Here is a 16089-nt window from a genome sequence, read left to right on the forward strand (position 1 = left end):
CAAGCACTAATAATAGTATCCGCATTTTTTTTGATTTGGTTTGGATTTTCCCAACTCGACTTTATGAAGTTTTTCAAAGTAAAAGAAAGAACGGAAAATCTAGAGCAAAAACTAGGCGATATGATTTGGAATCAAGTAGAAGATTCGGAAGATATTATCACGAATGATTCCATTCTAAAATCATTAGACAAATTGATTAAACCAATTTGTGATGCCAATGATATTGACCGTGATTCTTTGAAAGTTCATATTGTATTAAAAGATGAAATCAATGCTTTTGCCTTACCTAATAATCATTTGGTGGTTTACTCAGGTCTGATAAAAGACTGCAAAAGACAAGAAGCATTACAAGGAGTTTTAGGGCATGAAATTGCGCATATCGAAAACAAACATGTAATGAAAAAGCTCTCCAAAGAAATTGGCTATTCCGTTTTACTTACTGCAGCAGGCGGAACTAAAGGCGGACAAATGGCACGGGAACTTTTAAAAACACTTTCTTCTTCTGCTTACGATCGATCTTTAGAAAAAGAAGCCGATATCACCAGTGTGAAATACTTGTTAAAAGCTGATATCGACCCAAAACCAATGGCCGATTTTATGTATCAAATGGCTCAAGATACTACAATGGATAAAAGTATGTATTGGATTGCAGACCATCCGGAATCGGAAGAACGAGCTAAATATATTTTGGACTACATCAAAGGGAAAAAACTAATAAGCATACCCACAATTTCTGAAAATGATTGGAAAGCTTTTCAAGAACAAGTCGGAAAAGAATAACAAAAAGGCAACTAATTTAGTTGCCTTTTATTATTTATAATTTTTCTCTTTCCGTTCCAGTTCTGCTTGAAACTCTTCCATTACAGGTTTGACAGTACTTTCAGGTAAATCAGCAATGCGAATATACATTAAACCATCTACCGCATTGTTAAACAATGGATCAACGTTAAAAGCGACCACACGTGCATTTTGCTTGATGTATTTTTTGATTAAAACTGGTAAACGCAAAGTTCCGGGTTCTACTTCGTCAATAATTTTATCAAATTTATTTAAGTCAGATTCCGTTTCGTTAAACACAAAATCCTTGTCGGCGTCTTTCAGTTTTACTTTAAATTCTTTCTTTGGGTGAATGTATTGCGCTACATAAGGATCATAATAATGTGACTTCATAAACTCAATCATCAATGATTTCGAAAATTCGGTAAATTGATTGCTGATACTTACACCACCAATCAGGAATTTATGCTCAGGATAGCGCAGTGTTGTGTGTACAATTCCTTTCCAAAGTAAGAATAATGGCATCGGTTTCTGTTGGTAATCATTAACGATAAAAGCCCTTCCCATTTCGATAGATTTTGACATCATATCATACAATTCAGGCTCAAATCGGAATAAGTCTTGAAGATAAAAGCCTTCGATACCATATTTTGGAAAAATCTCCGAACCCAATCCCATACGATACGCTCCTGCAATTTGCTGCGTTTCATCATCCCAAAGAAACATATGATGATAATAGCTATCGCAACGGTCTAAGTCGATTGACTCATTGGTTCCTTCTCCAACGGCTCTAAAAGTGATTTCGCGCAAACGACCAATTTCATGAAGAATATTCGGAATTTGAACGGCAGGCACCAAAAAAACTAAATAATTTTTGCTTTGCAGCAAACGATAATCGCTTTCTCGTAATGCAGCAATCTCTTCTAAAATCTTATCGTGATTAGCAGGCTTTACAATTTGTTTCGGACTTTTAGAGGTTTTTAAATTCAGATTTAGATTTTGTGGATTCAATAGGTTGTTTTCTTTGTTAAAAGAATTGGCCAACATATAGGTCTTTTTTCTCAAGAATTCGGAGTATTCTTCAATACTCTTGTGTTCATTTTGTTCGGCTACCGAAATAGGTTTTCCTATACGAACTTTAATCACTCGATCTTTCTGAGTTAACAATTCCGATGGCAATTTTGCCGTTCTAAGTGTTGGGTTTATTTTGGATAATAAATAGAAAAAGCGACTGTTTTTGGCATGAAAATAAATTGGAATTACAGGAACCTGTGCCTTACGAATTACTTTGATGGCGCCTTCTTCCCAAGCTTTATCCACTACCAATTGCCCATCTTTATAAGTAGAAACTTCTCCAGCTGGAAACATTCCTAGCGGTTTTCCATCGCTCAAATGACGTAATGTTTCCTTAATGCCGATAACGCTAGATTTAGAATCTTTATGATTTTCAAAAGGATTAACAGGCATGATGTATTTTTTCATCGGCTCGATGCGATGCAACAAAAAGTTTGCAATAATTTTGAAATTAGGTTCTTTTTCGAGCATTAACTTCAATAACAAAATTCCATCTATTCCACCCAAAGGATGATTTGAAATAGTAATATAAGCACCGTCTTTTGGCAGACGTTTAAAATCCTCTTCTGGTATTTCAAACTTGATTTGAAACTCATCTAAAATGGCATTCAGGAATTCTATTTCACTTAAATGCTTGTTTCGGTCGTAAATTTTGTTTAAGGTTGAAATTTTTAAAGCCTTCATTAGTAACCAGCCACAAAAAGTTCCGAAAACCCCATATTTATCAGCGTTAATCGCTTTGGCAACTTCTTTAGCAGTAACTAAACCCATTTATATTTTGTTTTTTGAGCAAGTAACAAAGATAACAATTCTACTGAATTGAAGATTGCAGATTAACGATTTTTGATTGCAGAAGTTTATTCCCATTCTTAAACAAAAATCGTTACTTATAAATCATAAATTTATACTTGTTTTTATTTACTTTTGGACTCGAGGCCATTTGGCCGAACAGAACGAAGTTAAAAACTCTTAAGAGCACTCATGAGAATTATTTCTTATAACGTTAATGGTATTCGAGCAGCCATAACCAAAGGATTTTTAGATTGGATTCAACAAGCCAACCCTGATGTTATTTGTCTTCAGGAAATAAAAGCCACCGAAGATCAAATTCCAATTGAACAAATCAAAGCGGCAGGCTATCCGTATCAGTATTATTTTTCGGCCCAAAAAAAAGGGTATAGTGGCGTGGCTATTTTATCCAAAATCAAACCAAATAATGTAGTTTTTGGAACTGAAGTAACTCATATGGATTTTGAAGGAAGAAACCTCAGAGCCGATTTTGATGACCTTTCAGTAATGAGTTTGTATTTGCCATCGGGAACAAATTTAGACCGCTTAGACCACAAGTTTAAGTATATGGACGATTTTTTGGAGTATGTTAATGAGTTAAAGAAATCAATCCCAAATTTGATTATTTGTGGCGATTATAATATTTGTCACGAAGCTATAGACATTCATGACCCAATTCGAAATCAAACAGTATCTGGGTTTTTGCCCGAAGAACGTGCTTGGCTGAATAAATTCATGAAAAGTGGTTTTATTGATAGTTTCCGTCATTTTAATAAAGAACCGCATAATTATAGTTGGTGGAGCTATCGTGCTGGCGCAAGAGGGAATAATAAAGGGTGGCGTATCGACTATAATTTAGTGAGCGAAAACCTTAAAGATCGAATGAGTAGAGCTGTGATTTTACCAGAAGCTAAACATTCGGATCACTGCCCGATTTTAGTAGAAATAGACTAAGAGAAGAAAGAAGCATGAAGAAAGAGAAAAGAATATAGAACATAGAAAATAGATGATAATGATAAAAAGAATAGTTTTTTGCCTAGCCGTATTCAGTTTGATGACCTCGTGTGTGTCTAAAAAAATCTATAATGATTTGGAAAATAAATACACCGATTTAAAAAAGGAAAACCGATTTTTATCCGACGAAAATGACGAATTGCACAAGGCTAACGCTGAATTTGATTCGGTTAACAAATCACTAATTGCGGAACTAAAATCGCTAAAAGCAGATAAAGCAAAACTTCAGGCCGACTGTACGGCAACTGGTAATAATTTGAAAGCATTACAGGATTCCTATGCAGCGCTCGAGAAAAACAGTAATGATGCCTTAGCAACCAACATGGCTAAAAACCGAGAATTGTTGGCACAATTAGATACTAAAGAAAAAGCATTGGCTGCTGAGCAAGACCGTTTAAACAAGCTGAATAATGAATTGGCCGCAAATACCAAACGATTGAATGAGTTAGAAAGCATGATTGCTGCCAAAGATGCTGCCATGAAAAAACTAAAAGACACTTTGTCAAAAGCGTTGAATGCCTTTGAAGGAAAAGGGTTGACCGTTTATCAAAAAAATGGGAAAGTGTATGTCTCCATGGAAAATAAGTTATTATTCCAAACTGGGAGTTGGGCCGTTGGTTCAGAAGGTCGACGCGCAGTGGTTGAGGTCGGGAAAGTATTGGCTCAAAATCCCGATATAACAGTGTTGATTGAAGGGCATACCGACAATGATAAAATTCTTGGAAATATTGGTGGCGGCATCCAAAGCAACTGGGATTTATCGACCAAAAGAGCCACGGCCATCGTGAATATTTTGGCTGAAAATGGCGGTATCAGAAAACAAAATTTAACGGCTGCTGGCCGCGGTGAATTCGCTCCAATTATGAGTAATGATACTAATGAAGGCAAAGCAAAAAACCGTAGAATCGAAATAATTCTAACGCCAAAACTAGATGAGATTTCAAAAATGTTGAATGAGTTTTAAGCGATTCGATAGTCAAATCACTAAACCCGTAAAAGTTATTTTACGGATTTTTTATTTATTAACAATTCCCAAAATTAACTTTTATAGATGTCAAAAGTACACTTGTTTTTGTAATTTTATTCCATGTATGCTTCAGTCGATTGTAATAATTTTTACGCTTCCTGCTAACATGTTTTTCAGCCGATTAAAATCACCGACGATAATGAGTGTACTATTTGGGGCATTGTGAAGTTTGTGACTAAAAGTAATTGAAGTTAAAAATCAGTTTCTTTCGCTTCGGTTGCAATAGTTTATGTTGCTTAATTAATCAGATTTTCCAAAACCCATCAAAAAAAAAGTATATTTGAAATAAAATACCTTATGAAAAATATCTTTTCCTTACTCGTACTGGCCTCTTTGTTTTTGGTTTCGTGTAAAAATACCGAGACTACCGATGATGTTGTGGTCGATGCCGAACCTCAAACAACCAACGATTCGGTAGTAATGCCAACGCAAACGGCACCTGCTGCAACAACGCCCAATTCGGTAATGTATAACGCTACCAATACTTCGACGGCAACGAATACGCCTGCAGCACCAGCTGCTGTAGCTACGGCACCCGGAATGAATCCGCCGCACGGTCAACCCGGTCATATTTGCGGAATTGCGGTTGGCGCACCTTTAAATTCAGCTTCTAAACCAGCTGCCGCTCCGCAACAAAGCAAACCCGCAACGATTACATCGGCTAGTACTACTCCCGGAACGGTAACGAATAACGGCACCACAGTCACCACGGTTAATAACAATGCGACAACTACTCCGGTTGTAACGGCACCCGGAATGAATCCGCCACACGGAGCAGAAGGACATGTATGTTCTGTTGCGGTTGGGGCGCCATTACCGAAATAGGTTTTTTAGAAATTAATTAAACTAGGAAAGCCCGATACTTTCGTATCTGTTGCTTGTGACAAAAAAATCGCAACGAGAAATTTTGCCACAGAAAAAGATTTGATATTACATTGTAAAATTAAAAACCCAGTTGAGAGACTGGGTTTTTGTTTTTTTATCATAGAATGCGCTATCTGGTCAACCTTCTTTTGGATATTAATTAACTCAGTTTTTCTGCAATAACATAAGCAGTTGAGAAATTTGCAGAATGACTAATGCTGACATGCCAAGAATTTATACCTATACTATCAGATAATTTTTTTACTTCTCCAAATAATTCAATTCTTGGCTTACCATTTTCTAATTGCAAAGTTTCAATATCTTTTAAAGAAATTCCATCTTCCATGCCGATTCCCAAACATTTTAACACGGCTTCTTTTACTGCAAATCTACCAGAAATAAAATTTGATTGTTTATGGGAAATATATAAGTCTATTTCTTTTTGAGAAAAGCATCTTTTCTGTTTTTCTAAATCAGAATTCCATTTCAGTTTTTTTATTAAAGAATGGTCAACAATATCACAGCCAATACTAATTATCATAAGTCCCAAATATATTTTTTATAGTTTAATTTTCGTAAACTGCTGTTCTTTCTATCATATTGAAATGTATTCTTCCACCATTGTTATTTACTAGCTCATTAAATAAACTATAGCCTTTTAAAATTGCATATTTCCATTCTTTCTTGGAACGTTCAGAAACTTCGAAAGAAGATGTTAGACACTTAATTTGATTTAGCAAGGATATACTAACCTTAGTTTGATTTTTAAAAAAATCTTTCTGTTTTGCGTTATTGAATATCATTAGAGAAATAGCTTCTTCCGTAATTGTAGCCCTAGCACCATCTTCTATTTCATCAATCTCCGGTAGACTTTTTCTTTTACGCTTCATCATTGCTCTTGTACATGGTGACCAACAAAGCATAGTTGCAAATGTGTAATGAAACACATCATGAAATCTATATGAATCTATTTCTTTCGAATTATCATCAATAATGTCGCCAACTTGAATTCCATCAATAGAAACCTTTGTTTTAAATTTAGAATCAACTTTTAATGATTCGAAATTCACTATAAAATTTCTTGGAAGTTGTTCCAATTCGTTAAAATCTGAATCAAAAAAATATTTAGTTTTCATTTTTTTTAGTTTTTAATTGTTCTAGTTCGGATTTGTGTTTTTCCAAACTATCAATTTCAAGTATTAATTTTTTCTTTTCAATTAATCTTGAATTAATTATTGAATCAGTAGTTGTTTGCTTTTTTTTCAATTCTAATCCTTGTTCAAATCCATTATTGTATGAAATCCAATCCAATACGAATTTAAACAAGATAATTATACCTAACCCAACGGCTGTTTTTATCAAATAGTCTTTAGCGGTTTGCTCTTTCTCAAGTAATCCAATTTTTGTAATTAAAGAGCTTTGTGTCTCATCAATTTTTGTGTTTAATTCGTTCTGATTGTCATCAATACGTTTGCTTAACACATTTGGTGAAGCTAATTCTCCTTGACTTAATGCTTCAACAGGTTTATTTGGTATATTTTGTTGCTTGTCATGGTCGCCACGATAATCATCAGTTTCAGTAATTTCAGCAAACCAAATGGGAAAACATTTTTCGCCTCGGTTCAATACAATTGTTGAAGGACCGGCATTGTAAACAGAGAATAATAATTTACCCTCAAATCCTGGATCAACATGAAATCCTGAAACATTTACTAAACCTTTGAATTTAATCCCTGCTTTTATTGAAATAAAAGCAATCTTATCTTGCGGTATTTTTACCTTTTCTTCAGTAAGAAGTAAGGCAAATTGCCCGGGTTCAATATATATTTTTTCTGCAGGATTAAGCTTTTTTATTGATCTTGGCTTTGTGTCAGTCTGAAATGCTTCATCTCCTAATGACAACTCATAAGCTCCGTTTTTTATATGCTCCTTTTCGAATGGTTTAATGACGTCAGTTCCTTCGAGAATTTCTTTTAATTTTTTGTTACCAATAAATGCCATATTCGTATTAGATTTTAAACAAAGTTACGATACTTATTCATTTTCTTTAGTTGTAAGTCAGATAATTACAACCAACCTTTTCAACAATAATATTTTAAAAAGCTATATATTTTTATTTATATTCCATTTAGGTGGAAACCAAAAATTGATAGGCTTCTTATTAATTTTGAATGTTTGTTTTATTCTTAATCTATCACTGTTTCCCATTATATCAGGGTGCTTTACTCTAGCATATTTGTCCACCTCACAAAAAATATTTTGACAGTCGATAAGTTGCAATCTTCGACCCCACAATGTTTTAAATGACAGTTCTAACCTTTCAAACTCCTTTTCTTGTCTATCAGTCATAAATTTTATGATTTCAACATTACTTAAACCTCCTGTATCATTAAAGCATTTACTTATTCCTCCCTTTGCTCCAGGTCCTGCAACTACAAATTCGGACTCTGAAAAGTTTAATATTTGTGAGTAATTAATATCTATTACAAGCTGATAAGCTAAAAAATCGCCCAATCCAGGAAAGCTTTTTAATAATTCAAAACATTCTTGCATTGTTTTGAAAGACATTAAAAACTCATGTGTGTTTTTATTTATTATAAGCTCAATTAGTTTAAGATGATTACTATGCTTTCTTAAATGTCCAAAATATGATTTGCACGATGGCATAATGTAAGCGGCTGAGTAAATCGTATTTTTTGAAATTGCATTTGATAAAACTCTGTCATATGCTTGAAAATCATAGTCTTCCCATGTTAAATTAAAATTTTCTGAAAGCAATTCCCATGTTTCAATTTTGTTAAATAATTTAAACAACAATATTCTAAATAAAATTTCTTTTGGAGAATTTGGTAAATTCTCATTATAAATTACATTTTTTATCAAAAATTGACTGACTCTATCACTTGCTCGATATACATTAGTAAACTTGTATTTATTGATTATTGGGTCGGATGTTAAAGGGAATTCTATCCCTTCAATTCTGTTAAAAAATACCTCTTGCCTCAAAGATGCAAATTTCCAATAGGAATCAAATACTTCAGTTGGTTTTGCAGGTGCTAATGGCACATGGATAATAATTTCACTCTTTTTTGTATCCAAAACTAAATTTTCTTTCAAATGCTCCATTTCGCAAAAATAGAAGTTAATTAATCATAGCCTACATTTTCTTTGAGATTTTGCAATAATTTTCGAGCATCTGTTTTTCCCAAATAATCTAGCTGCTCGACGCCAACAAAACAATTAAACTTTTCAAACCGCAAATTCATTTCTTTTGCCATAAATTGACCTAAATATGTCAAACCTAACCAATTCCCATATCCTCTTTCATAAAGGTATTGTATGGCATAAAAACTATTCAATATCAATCCTCCATTTTTGTTTACATAAAACGTTACATGTTGAAGACATGGAAATCCTTGATATGGGGAATCTGTATGATCATATCTAGGGTCAAATATAGATGCTTGTAGCTTAGACCTTCGAACACCTTTGTCTTTTAAATATGAAGAAATTATTATTTCAAGTTGATTTTCATGACCATCAAACGAAATTAATCTCTCAAAATAAGTTCCATTTCTATTTTTTTTGTTGACTTTCTTTATACGTGCTAAATTTATTTTATATCTTTTATATAGCTCAAAACGATCATACTGAAAATACTCATAAAGTGATTGTGGAAATATTGTTTCCGCCACGGTATTTATAGATGCCTTTTTGTTTTCTGAAAGGCTCTTGTCCAATATTTCTCTAAACTTTAAATCTTCTTCGAATCCAGTTAAACTTATCAAAAACGGTGTGAGCTCCTTATTTGTTGAATTTACTGCTAATTCAAGAGTTTTATACCATGCTTTTGATAAGTTGGTTCCTTCTATTTGTTCAATCATTTTTGTTATATTTTAATTCTCTAAGTGACGATATTCAGCTAGTCCAACATATCTTTCATTTTGTATTCTAATAAAACAGGAAATATCATCATCTTGACCCCTTGATATTCCGGCATTTTTTGCTCTAAATACCTTACCCATAGGAATATCTTTAAATTCTTCCAGATGATTACTTTCGATGTTTAAAGTATTTGGTAATACTATGTAATTATTAACTTCTAAATCAATAATTTTTGGAACATATTTTTTGTCAAATATCTTAAAATGGGACGTCTCCATTTCTTCTCCCATAATGTTTTTTAATAATTTTTGAGGCGTAATTTTTAAAAGTTGCTCAGCCTTTGTTCTGCTGATGATTTTGTTGGCTCTAGAGTGGACTATCATAGTTCTATAGCCTGTTCCAAAGAATGATGAAATTGTGAAAAACTCAATTGGACCAACTTCTTCTGGATTCCAGTTTCTTTTGATAAATTCAGCTTTAATGGCAACTACAGGCATTAAAATTGTCCCTGCAAACATATCAACTAGTTTTTCTTCTTCATTGTCTGATGAATAACCATCGCTGTTTACTTCATCTACTTTTGTACCATGGCCAAAAACATGATGCCCAAGCTCATGAGCACATGTATAGACCCTTCTTGGTAAAGGACGAAGACTTGATAGCAATATGGTAGAATATGAGGAGTCATCTTGCTTTACATACATGCCTTCCATATTAACATCTACAAATCTGACATCTAAACCTAATTTTGAACACGAGTCGAAAATATTAATAGGTTCATGCATATTCAAATTAAGAATTTTTCTAACCTCGCCAGCTTTTCTCATTGCCTGCATGTAAAGAAAATCCATAGTTATCTTTTTTTAGGGAGGATTTTTAAAATATCCATTACTTTTTTTAAGTCATCTTCACTTAATTTCTCAAGTTCTCTTGCAGCAAGCTTAAATTGCTCAGTCTCTTCTTCTGAATCTTGTAGTAGTAGCCAATTACTATCTACTTTATATAAATTTGCGAATTGAATTATTTCTTCAGCACTCACTTTTCGATTACCAGCCTCTATTTCAGATATTGCTGGGCGCTGAAGCTCTAGCTGTATGGCTGCTTGAGCTTGCGATAAACCACATGATATTCTAGCCTCTTTAAGTCTTTCCGCGATTTTTTCACGACTTGAAATAGCATTATTATTTTCCATAATCTTTCCCTTCTTTAATCAGCTTTTTAGCTGCATCTATAATTGACAATTGTTTTTTTGTTTTTTTATCATGAAATATATAACAATCATAAGGAATTTCTACCTTCAATTTGCTTGATAATTCAGAGATTACATCGACAAGAATGAGGCTTGATATTCCTGAAATATTTCCAGGGCAACTATTACCGTCAATTTCGCCGTCAATTTTTAAAAGTTTTTTTGTGTCATTTATAACTTTTAAAATTTCTTCTTCTACTATTTTTTGACTAAGCGCTACCATTTGTATGATTTTAATACAAATGTAGTAAGAAAATCTTACCATGCAAATTTTTTTTGATTTTTTTTTGATTTTTTTTGATTTTTATTGTTGATTAACAAAATTATGCATAAATAACAGGGAAATATTTATATAAAAATACTGCAAACACTGCATGTCACAGTATCCGTTTTTATAAAGCAACAAATTAATTAAATTGTCCCGCACGACTCGAGCCTAGCGACTGGCGCAGCAAATCCTTTTGTGTGGCATTCTAAAAGATAAAAAAACAAAAAACCCAATACTTTCATATCAGGCTTTTTAAGCTCCCCCTTTTAGAGAACGTTACAACTTTGATGCGAGGATTACTTATTTGACTCTTAGAAAATTATTTAATAAGCCCACTTTCATCTATTCTAAATAACCACTCTTGGTCATAACAATCATTGGACACATTGAACGTTGCACAAATTTGCTTAGTAGCTTCTATTTGGTATAGATTATCCTCCACTAAAGTAATTCTCAATCCATAATCGTTCAAGAATTCTCCATATGTTTTTTGCCAAAGAATTTCCCCATTTGAACTAACTTTAGCAACTACTACATCATAGTTTCCTTTACCAAAAGAGCTAGTAGAACCCACTACAATATAATTTCCGTCATTTGTTCTAACCACCTGTCCTGCCTTATCATAACTTGTTCCGCCTATAATACGCTTCCATAATACATTGCCCTTGCCGTCTTTTTTAACAAGCTCAATATCACACTCATTTTTAGCACCACAGTTGACGGTTGCAACTGATATGGTTGAATTATCCGTTAGAGTATTAAACATTGATTTCAAATCTTTGAAAGATAGGAATCCGACTGCAACTGTTATAAGCACCAATAGTGTTTTCATATTTCTTTTGATTAAAGTTTTACTATCTACAAAAAGATTGCTAAAGTTGGAAATGACTATTTTGAATTCAAATTTCCCATCATTTCCACCAATTGGAACTTCATTTAATTTTACATCCAATGCTGCTCCGATAGCATTCAGAGAATAAATACTTGGAGTTACTTCACCGTTTTCAATTCTTTGAATGGTTCTAACCGCAATTCCACTCTTTTCAGCTAGTTCGGTTTGAGTAAACCCCTTTGAAATTCTAATTTCTTTTACGTGTTTCCCTATTTTCATTTTACAAATGTATAAAGAATAAACGGGTGCAAAAACGACTTCTAGGTGTCATATAGGCGACAGAATTGCGAAATTAAGTTATATATCTGATTAAAAAGATGCAACAAGGGTAACTAAATCAACAAAACCCGACACTTTCGTATCAGACATTCTTTAAGCTCCCCCTCTTGGAGCAAGTTACAAATTTGATGAGAAGGTCGCTTATTCAATTATCTTGAAATCTAATTGATGTTACGTAAGATAAAATTAATAATTTTTCATATATTGTAAACTTTTTCAATTAATTTGTAATAATAATAGTGATATAAGTTTTAAAGTATGAAAATTTTAATTGTTGAAGATAATAAAATAGCTCTGATGGGGATTAAGAAAATATTATCTGAATATCCAAATATGGAAATATGTACAGCTGAAAACGGATTGATAGCTTTAAACTTGCTCAATGAATCCGAATCTGAATTACCGCATTTCACCTTACTAGATTTGAATATGCCTATAATGAATGGATTCGAATTTCTTAAAGAAATAAAGAAGAAAGATAATTTAAGAACCATGCCTGTAATTATTCATACTACATCTTTTAACACTTTAGATGTTCAAAAGTGTGAAGAATTAGGAATTTGCGGCTATTTTGTAAAAGAATTAGATATGGTTAAATACAAATCTAATATCAAACTCATAGCAAATTATTGGAGAGAAGCTAAAAAGTAATAAAAACGCAAGTAATTCAAAAAAACTACATGAAAGGATTTATTTTTACCAATTTTATAGATTTTATTGAATTGAACCACGGATTAGAAATGGTTGATGAAATGATAACCAATTGTAATTTACCGTCGAAAGGTATTTATAGTTCATTTAGTAGCTATGAATTTGATGAATTGGTTAGTCTTTTAACTTATGTGTCTAAAAAGACGGATGTCAACCCAGAAATTCTTTTAGAAAAATTTGGGATTTTTGTTTTTCCATATCTTATTGGTAAACATTCGTATATTATTGATCAATATGATAATCCATTAGATTTGATAGGAGGTATTGAAAATCATATTCATATTGAAGTAAAAAAACTTTATAACGATGTAGATCTTCCAACTTTTAGACTTGTTGAAAAAAACGAAAAAAAATTATCCATAATTTACAGTTCCTCAAAAGGATTATCATACTTTGCTATTGGCTTAATAAAAGAGACTTTAAATCATTTTAATGTTAAAGGAACCGTTACTATTGACAAGTCTTTGGATGTTGAAAAAAGTGTTAAATTTAATATTGAACTAAATTAGACAGACTTAGTTTAACGCTTTATTCATTAATACATTTCTTTATTATTATTGACTAAAAAACTTCTTTATTTTGCTTACAAATGATATAGAAATATTAAAAAAAGCCCTTGAAAGAGAGCGTAAATCTAGAGAACTAGCTGAAAGTTTTGTAGAGAAACGCCTAAGGGAGCTTTATGTTAGTAATATACAACTTTCAAATAGAGTATTGACACAAGAAGAATTCCAGAACGATCTTTTAGATAATTTGGTGGATGCATTATTTGTAATAGATTTTAAAGGTGAAATATTAAAAATTAATAAAGAAGCAACAAAACTTCTTGGCCTTGTTAACGATTTAAAAATTAATAATATATCACAGTTTTCTAATAGAAACAAAAAGGGAATCAAAAAACTATTAAGTAAAGATAATCTTGAAAATGAGAATGAAGTTTTTTTTTATGAATTTATAAATGAAAAAAATCAAAAAAAATACGTTAATATTAAATCAAAAATTTTAGTTGATTCTGAAAAAAATCCCTACGCTTATCAAGCAATTGTAAGAGATGTAACCGATAAATATTTACTTGAATTAAAAATACAAAAGCAACAGCAATTTGAAAAATTTGAATCACAAATTTTAAAAGATTTATTAAAGAGTAATGATATTTTTACCAATGCCTTTGACTTGGTTAATCATATTGCTCAATTTTTGAATTCGGATGATTGTGTTATTTATGGTTTTATTAATAGAAAGTTAGTTCAATTAGCAACCACAACTACTAAATTAGATGCTAATCATATAATAAAAAATAAATTATCAAGAAGCATAGATAAAGGTGTTGTTGGAAGAGTAGTAAGATCTAAAAAAGGTGAAATAATTAATGATACATCTAAAGATAAAGATTATATTATTGACGATAGATATGGGCTTTCTGAAATTACAATCCCTGTTTTATTTGATGGAGATATAGTTGGTATTATTGATTCTAAACATGCTGAAAAAAATCATTATGCTAAAGATAAATTAGCTACTTTATCGAAAATTTCAATTTTAATTTCTCTTTACTTAAAAAATTCAGCATCAGAATTAGAAAAAAAATTAAAGGAAAAAGAACTAGAAGCCACAAGAAACAGATTAGGAATTATTTTTGAAAGTTATTCGGATGCTAAAATTATAGAATCTAAAGACAGATATATAGAATTTGTTAGTAATGCTTTTTTAAGTCTTTTTAATATTCCTCTAGAGGAACATAATCAATTAATAGGATTATCTTGTAAAATTGTATGGGATAATTCTAAAGTTTTTTTTCTTTATGAAAATGAATTTGTTAGTAGAATTGAAGAAATAGTTAAAAATCAAGAGGCGGTAAATGATGAATTACTTGAATTAAAGGACGGAAGATTTTTTTCCAGAAGCTATAATCCAATATTTCTCAATGGCAAATTAGATGGTCATGTATGGACATACAGAGATGTTACACTTCAAATTAATTATGATAAAAGTTTAGAATTTCAAAATACAAAATACAAAAATATTATTGAGAATATTAATCTAGGATTAATGGAAGTTGATAATAAAGATGTTGTTTTATCTGTAAATAAAGCCTTTTGCAATATGAGCGGTTATGATTCTAATGAACTTATTGGAAAGAAGGCAAAAGATGTTTTATTAAAAAAAGAAGGTATAGAAATCATGAATGCGAAAAACACAATTCGTAAAAATGGAATTGATGATGTCTATGAAATTGAACTTTTCACTAAAAATCGCGAGACGAAATATTGGCTTATTAGCGGTGCCCCTAACTACAATATTAATGGTGAAGTAATTGGCTCGTTAGGGATTCATTTGGATATTACAGAAATAAAAACATTAATTATTAAAAACGAAAATTTAATTTCAGATTTAACAGAGAGTAATATCGAACTTTCTAATTACGCCCACATAGTATCACACGATCTTAAAACACCTTTACATAGTATTGCATCATGTGTGGGTTGGCTTAAGGAAGAGAATGAAGATAAATTAAGTAAAGATAGCTTAGAATATATTTCTATCATTAATGAATCTATAATTGATATGGATAATTTAATTTCTAGCTCTTTACAATTTTCTGAACTTAGATCCTCTAAAAAAGAAAACAATAAATCTGAAACACAATTAATTGTTGAGAGTGTTATAATGAATATTGATATCAACAAAATTAAAACACTTAGTATAAATATACTAAAGCCATTACCAGTTATTAAATTAAATAACACGAAAACCAAACAGGTCTTTCAAAATTTAATTGAAAACGCCTACAAATATAGAGATGCTAACAAAAAGAGCTTTGTTAATATTAATTGGGAAGATAAAAATGAACATATAATGTTTTCAATTGAAGACAACGGAATTGGTATAGCCGAAGAACATTTTAATTTTATTTTTGAAGCCTTTAAAAAACTAAATAACAGAACAGATTCTAGTGGTATTGGATTATCAATCGTTAAAAAAATAATAGAAACTGCTGGCGGCAAAATTTGGGTTGACTCAAAATTAAATGTAGGAACTACATTTTATTTCACTATACCTAGATAACATCTTCAAAATAATTAAACAGACATACTACCTTGCTCCCCCTAAAAGATACAAATTAAAAAACCCGATAGCGCGGATTTGCAATCCGTGCCCTCAAACAATTTCAAAACAAACATAGCAAAGTAACAACGATGGTAGATTCATTGAGCTATTGCACGGATTGCAAATCCGCGCTATCTGATGTTGTTGGGTTA

General features: G+C 31.7%; 17 protein-coding genes. 7 read left to right on the forward strand and 10 right to left on the reverse strand.

What is annotated here, in order from left to right; translation table 11 throughout:
- Nucleotides 1–63 precede the first annotated feature (63 nt).
- Complete coding sequence (locus ACIQ2L_RS08230) at nucleotides 64–780, forward strand: M48 family metallopeptidase (RefSeq protein WP_396157720.1); 717 nt, start codon at nucleotides 64–66, stop codon at nucleotides 778–780.
- A 30-nt stretch (nucleotides 781–810) separates the two neighbouring features.
- On the opposite strand, the gene ACIQ2L_RS08235 is transcribed toward ACIQ2L_RS08230, so the two are convergent.
- Nucleotides 811–2622 carry a GNAT family N-acyltransferase gene (locus ACIQ2L_RS08235; RefSeq protein ID WP_396157721.1) on the reverse strand — a complete coding sequence of 604 codons (1812 nt, stop codon included), beginning with the start codon at nucleotides 2620–2622 and terminating at the stop codon, nucleotides 811–813.
- Nucleotides 2623–2832: 210 nt separating this feature from the next.
- Here ACIQ2L_RS08235 and ACIQ2L_RS08240 point away from each other — a divergent pair, with 210 nt between their 5' ends.
- From ACIQ2L_RS08240 to ACIQ2L_RS08250, 3 genes are all read left to right on the forward strand, one after another.
- Complete coding sequence (locus ACIQ2L_RS08240) at nucleotides 2833–3594, forward strand: exodeoxyribonuclease III (protein WP_396157722.1); 762 nt, start codon at nucleotides 2833–2835, stop codon at nucleotides 3592–3594.
- 58 nt (nucleotides 3595–3652) lie between these two features.
- Complete coding sequence (locus tag ACIQ2L_RS08245; protein ID WP_396157723.1) at nucleotides 3653–4618, forward strand: OmpA family protein; 966 nt, start codon at nucleotides 3653–3655, stop codon at nucleotides 4616–4618.
- 360 nt (nucleotides 4619–4978) lie between these two features.
- Nucleotides 4979–5506, forward strand: a complete 528-nt coding sequence (locus tag ACIQ2L_RS08250; RefSeq protein WP_396157724.1) for a hypothetical protein — start codon at nucleotides 4979–4981, stop codon at nucleotides 5504–5506.
- A 199-nt stretch (nucleotides 5507–5705) separates the two neighbouring features.
- On the opposite strand, the gene acpS is transcribed toward ACIQ2L_RS08250, so the two are convergent.
- From acpS to ACIQ2L_RS08295, 9 genes are all read right to left on the reverse strand, one after another.
- Complete coding sequence (acpS, locus tag ACIQ2L_RS08255) at nucleotides 5706–6086, reverse strand: holo-ACP synthase (protein ID WP_396157725.1); 381 nt, start codon at nucleotides 6084–6086, stop codon at nucleotides 5706–5708.
- A gap of 25 nt (nucleotides 6087–6111) precedes the next feature.
- The gene (locus ACIQ2L_RS08260; RefSeq protein ID WP_396157727.1) at nucleotides 6112–6681 is read right to left on the reverse strand and encodes a nucleotide pyrophosphohydrolase; all 570 of its coding nucleotides are present in this window, start codon (nucleotides 6679–6681) and stop codon (nucleotides 6112–6114) included.
- Nucleotides 6671–7546 carry a dCTP deaminase domain-containing protein gene (locus ACIQ2L_RS08265; RefSeq protein ID WP_396157728.1) on the reverse strand — a complete coding sequence of 292 codons (876 nt, stop codon included), beginning with the start codon at nucleotides 7544–7546 and terminating at the stop codon, nucleotides 6671–6673. The genes ACIQ2L_RS08260 and ACIQ2L_RS08265 overlap by 11 nt, the downstream gene beginning before the upstream one ends.
- A gap of 102 nt (nucleotides 7547–7648) precedes the next feature.
- Nucleotides 7649–8662 carry a nucleotide kinase domain-containing protein gene (locus tag ACIQ2L_RS08270; protein ID WP_396157729.1) on the reverse strand — a complete coding sequence of 338 codons (1014 nt, stop codon included), beginning with the start codon at nucleotides 8660–8662 and terminating at the stop codon, nucleotides 7649–7651.
- A gap of 29 nt (nucleotides 8663–8691) precedes the next feature.
- Complete coding sequence (locus ACIQ2L_RS08275) at nucleotides 8692–9429, reverse strand: hypothetical protein (protein WP_396157730.1); 738 nt, start codon at nucleotides 9427–9429, stop codon at nucleotides 8692–8694.
- A gap of 12 nt (nucleotides 9430–9441) precedes the next feature.
- Nucleotides 9442–10281, reverse strand: coding sequence for an ImmA/IrrE family metallo-endopeptidase (locus tag ACIQ2L_RS08280; RefSeq protein WP_396157731.1), 840 nt, complete (start codon nucleotides 10279–10281; stop codon nucleotides 9442–9444).
- 2 nt (nucleotides 10282–10283) lie between these two features.
- Nucleotides 10284–10622, reverse strand: coding sequence for a helix-turn-helix domain-containing protein (locus tag ACIQ2L_RS08285; protein WP_396157732.1), 339 nt, complete (start codon nucleotides 10620–10622; stop codon nucleotides 10284–10286).
- Nucleotides 10612–10902, reverse strand: a complete 291-nt coding sequence (locus ACIQ2L_RS08290; protein WP_396157733.1) for a hypothetical protein — start codon at nucleotides 10900–10902, stop codon at nucleotides 10612–10614. Before ACIQ2L_RS08290 ends, ACIQ2L_RS08285 begins: the two co-directional genes overlap by 11 nt.
- Nucleotides 10903–11266: 364 nt before the next feature.
- Nucleotides 11267–12058, reverse strand: a complete 792-nt coding sequence (locus ACIQ2L_RS08295; protein WP_396157735.1) for a helix-turn-helix domain-containing protein — start codon at nucleotides 12056–12058, stop codon at nucleotides 11267–11269.
- Between the two features lie 318 nt (nucleotides 12059–12376).
- On the opposite strand from ACIQ2L_RS08295, the gene ACIQ2L_RS08300 reads away from it, so the two are divergent.
- From ACIQ2L_RS08300 to ACIQ2L_RS08310, 3 genes are all read left to right on the forward strand, one after another.
- Complete coding sequence (locus tag ACIQ2L_RS08300) at nucleotides 12377–12769, forward strand: response regulator (protein WP_396157737.1); 393 nt, start codon at nucleotides 12377–12379, stop codon at nucleotides 12767–12769.
- Nucleotides 12770–12798: 29 nt separating this feature from the next.
- Nucleotides 12799–13338, forward strand: a complete 540-nt coding sequence (locus ACIQ2L_RS08305) for a heme NO-binding domain-containing protein (RefSeq protein WP_396157738.1) — start codon at nucleotides 12799–12801, stop codon at nucleotides 13336–13338.
- A 70-nt stretch (nucleotides 13339–13408) separates the two neighbouring features.
- Complete coding sequence (locus ACIQ2L_RS08310; protein WP_396157739.1) at nucleotides 13409–15895, forward strand: PAS domain S-box protein; 2487 nt, start codon at nucleotides 13409–13411, stop codon at nucleotides 15893–15895.
- Nucleotides 15896–16089 lie beyond the last annotated feature (194 nt).

This window comes from Flavobacterium sp., assembly GCF_044369455.1.
Classification (GTDB): Bacteria; Bacteroidota; Bacteroidia; order Flavobacteriales; family Flavobacteriaceae; genus Flavobacterium.

What these genes read in the sequence shown, in the direction of transcription:
- ACIQ2L_RS08305 (WP_396157738.1), top strand. Translation starts at nt 12,799, where the DNA reads ATGAAAGGATTTATTTTTACCAATTTTATAGATTTTATTGAATTGAAC.
- ACIQ2L_RS08230 (WP_396157720.1), top strand. Translation starts at nt 64, where the DNA reads ATGAAGTTTTTCAAAGTAAAAGAAAGAACGGAAAATCTAGAGCAAAAA.
- ACIQ2L_RS08300 (WP_396157737.1), top strand. Translation starts at nt 12,377, where the DNA reads ATGAAAATTTTAATTGTTGAAGATAATAAAATAGCTCTGATGGGGATT.
- ACIQ2L_RS08275 (WP_396157730.1), bottom strand. Translation starts at nt 9,429, where the DNA reads ATGATTGAACAAATAGAAGGAACCAACTTATCAAAAGCATGGTATAAA.
- ACIQ2L_RS08240 (WP_396157722.1), top strand. Translation starts at nt 2,833, where the DNA reads ATGAGAATTATTTCTTATAACGTTAATGGTATTCGAGCAGCCATAACC.
- ACIQ2L_RS08265 (WP_396157728.1), bottom strand. Translation starts at nt 7,546, where the DNA reads ATGGCATTTATTGGTAACAAAAAATTAAAAGAAATTCTCGAAGGAACT.
- ACIQ2L_RS08235 (WP_396157721.1), bottom strand. Translation starts at nt 2,622, where the DNA reads ATGGGTTTAGTTACTGCTAAAGAAGTTGCCAAAGCGATTAACGCTGAT.
- ACIQ2L_RS08290 (WP_396157733.1), bottom strand. Translation starts at nt 10,902, where the DNA reads ATGGTAGCGCTTAGTCAAAAAATAGTAGAAGAAGAAATTTTAAAAGTT.
- acpS (WP_396157725.1), bottom strand. Translation starts at nt 6,086, where the DNA reads ATGATAATTAGTATTGGCTGTGATATTGTTGACCATTCTTTAATAAAA.
- ACIQ2L_RS08285 (WP_396157732.1), bottom strand. Translation starts at nt 10,622, where the DNA reads ATGGAAAATAATAATGCTATTTCAAGTCGTGAAAAAATCGCGGAAAGA.
- ACIQ2L_RS08295 (WP_396157735.1), bottom strand. Translation starts at nt 12,058, where the DNA reads ATGAAAATAGGGAAACACGTAAAAGAAATTAGAATTTCAAAGGGGTTT.
- ACIQ2L_RS08280 (WP_396157731.1), bottom strand. Translation starts at nt 10,281, where the DNA reads ATGGATTTTCTTTACATGCAGGCAATGAGAAAAGCTGGCGAGGTTAGA.
- ACIQ2L_RS08250 (WP_396157724.1), top strand. Translation starts at nt 4,979, where the DNA reads ATGAAAAATATCTTTTCCTTACTCGTACTGGCCTCTTTGTTTTTGGTT.
- ACIQ2L_RS08260 (WP_396157727.1), bottom strand. Translation starts at nt 6,681, where the DNA reads ATGAAAACTAAATATTTTTTTGATTCAGATTTTAACGAATTGGAACAA.
- ACIQ2L_RS08245 (WP_396157723.1), top strand. Translation starts at nt 3,653, where the DNA reads ATGATAAAAAGAATAGTTTTTTGCCTAGCCGTATTCAGTTTGATGACC.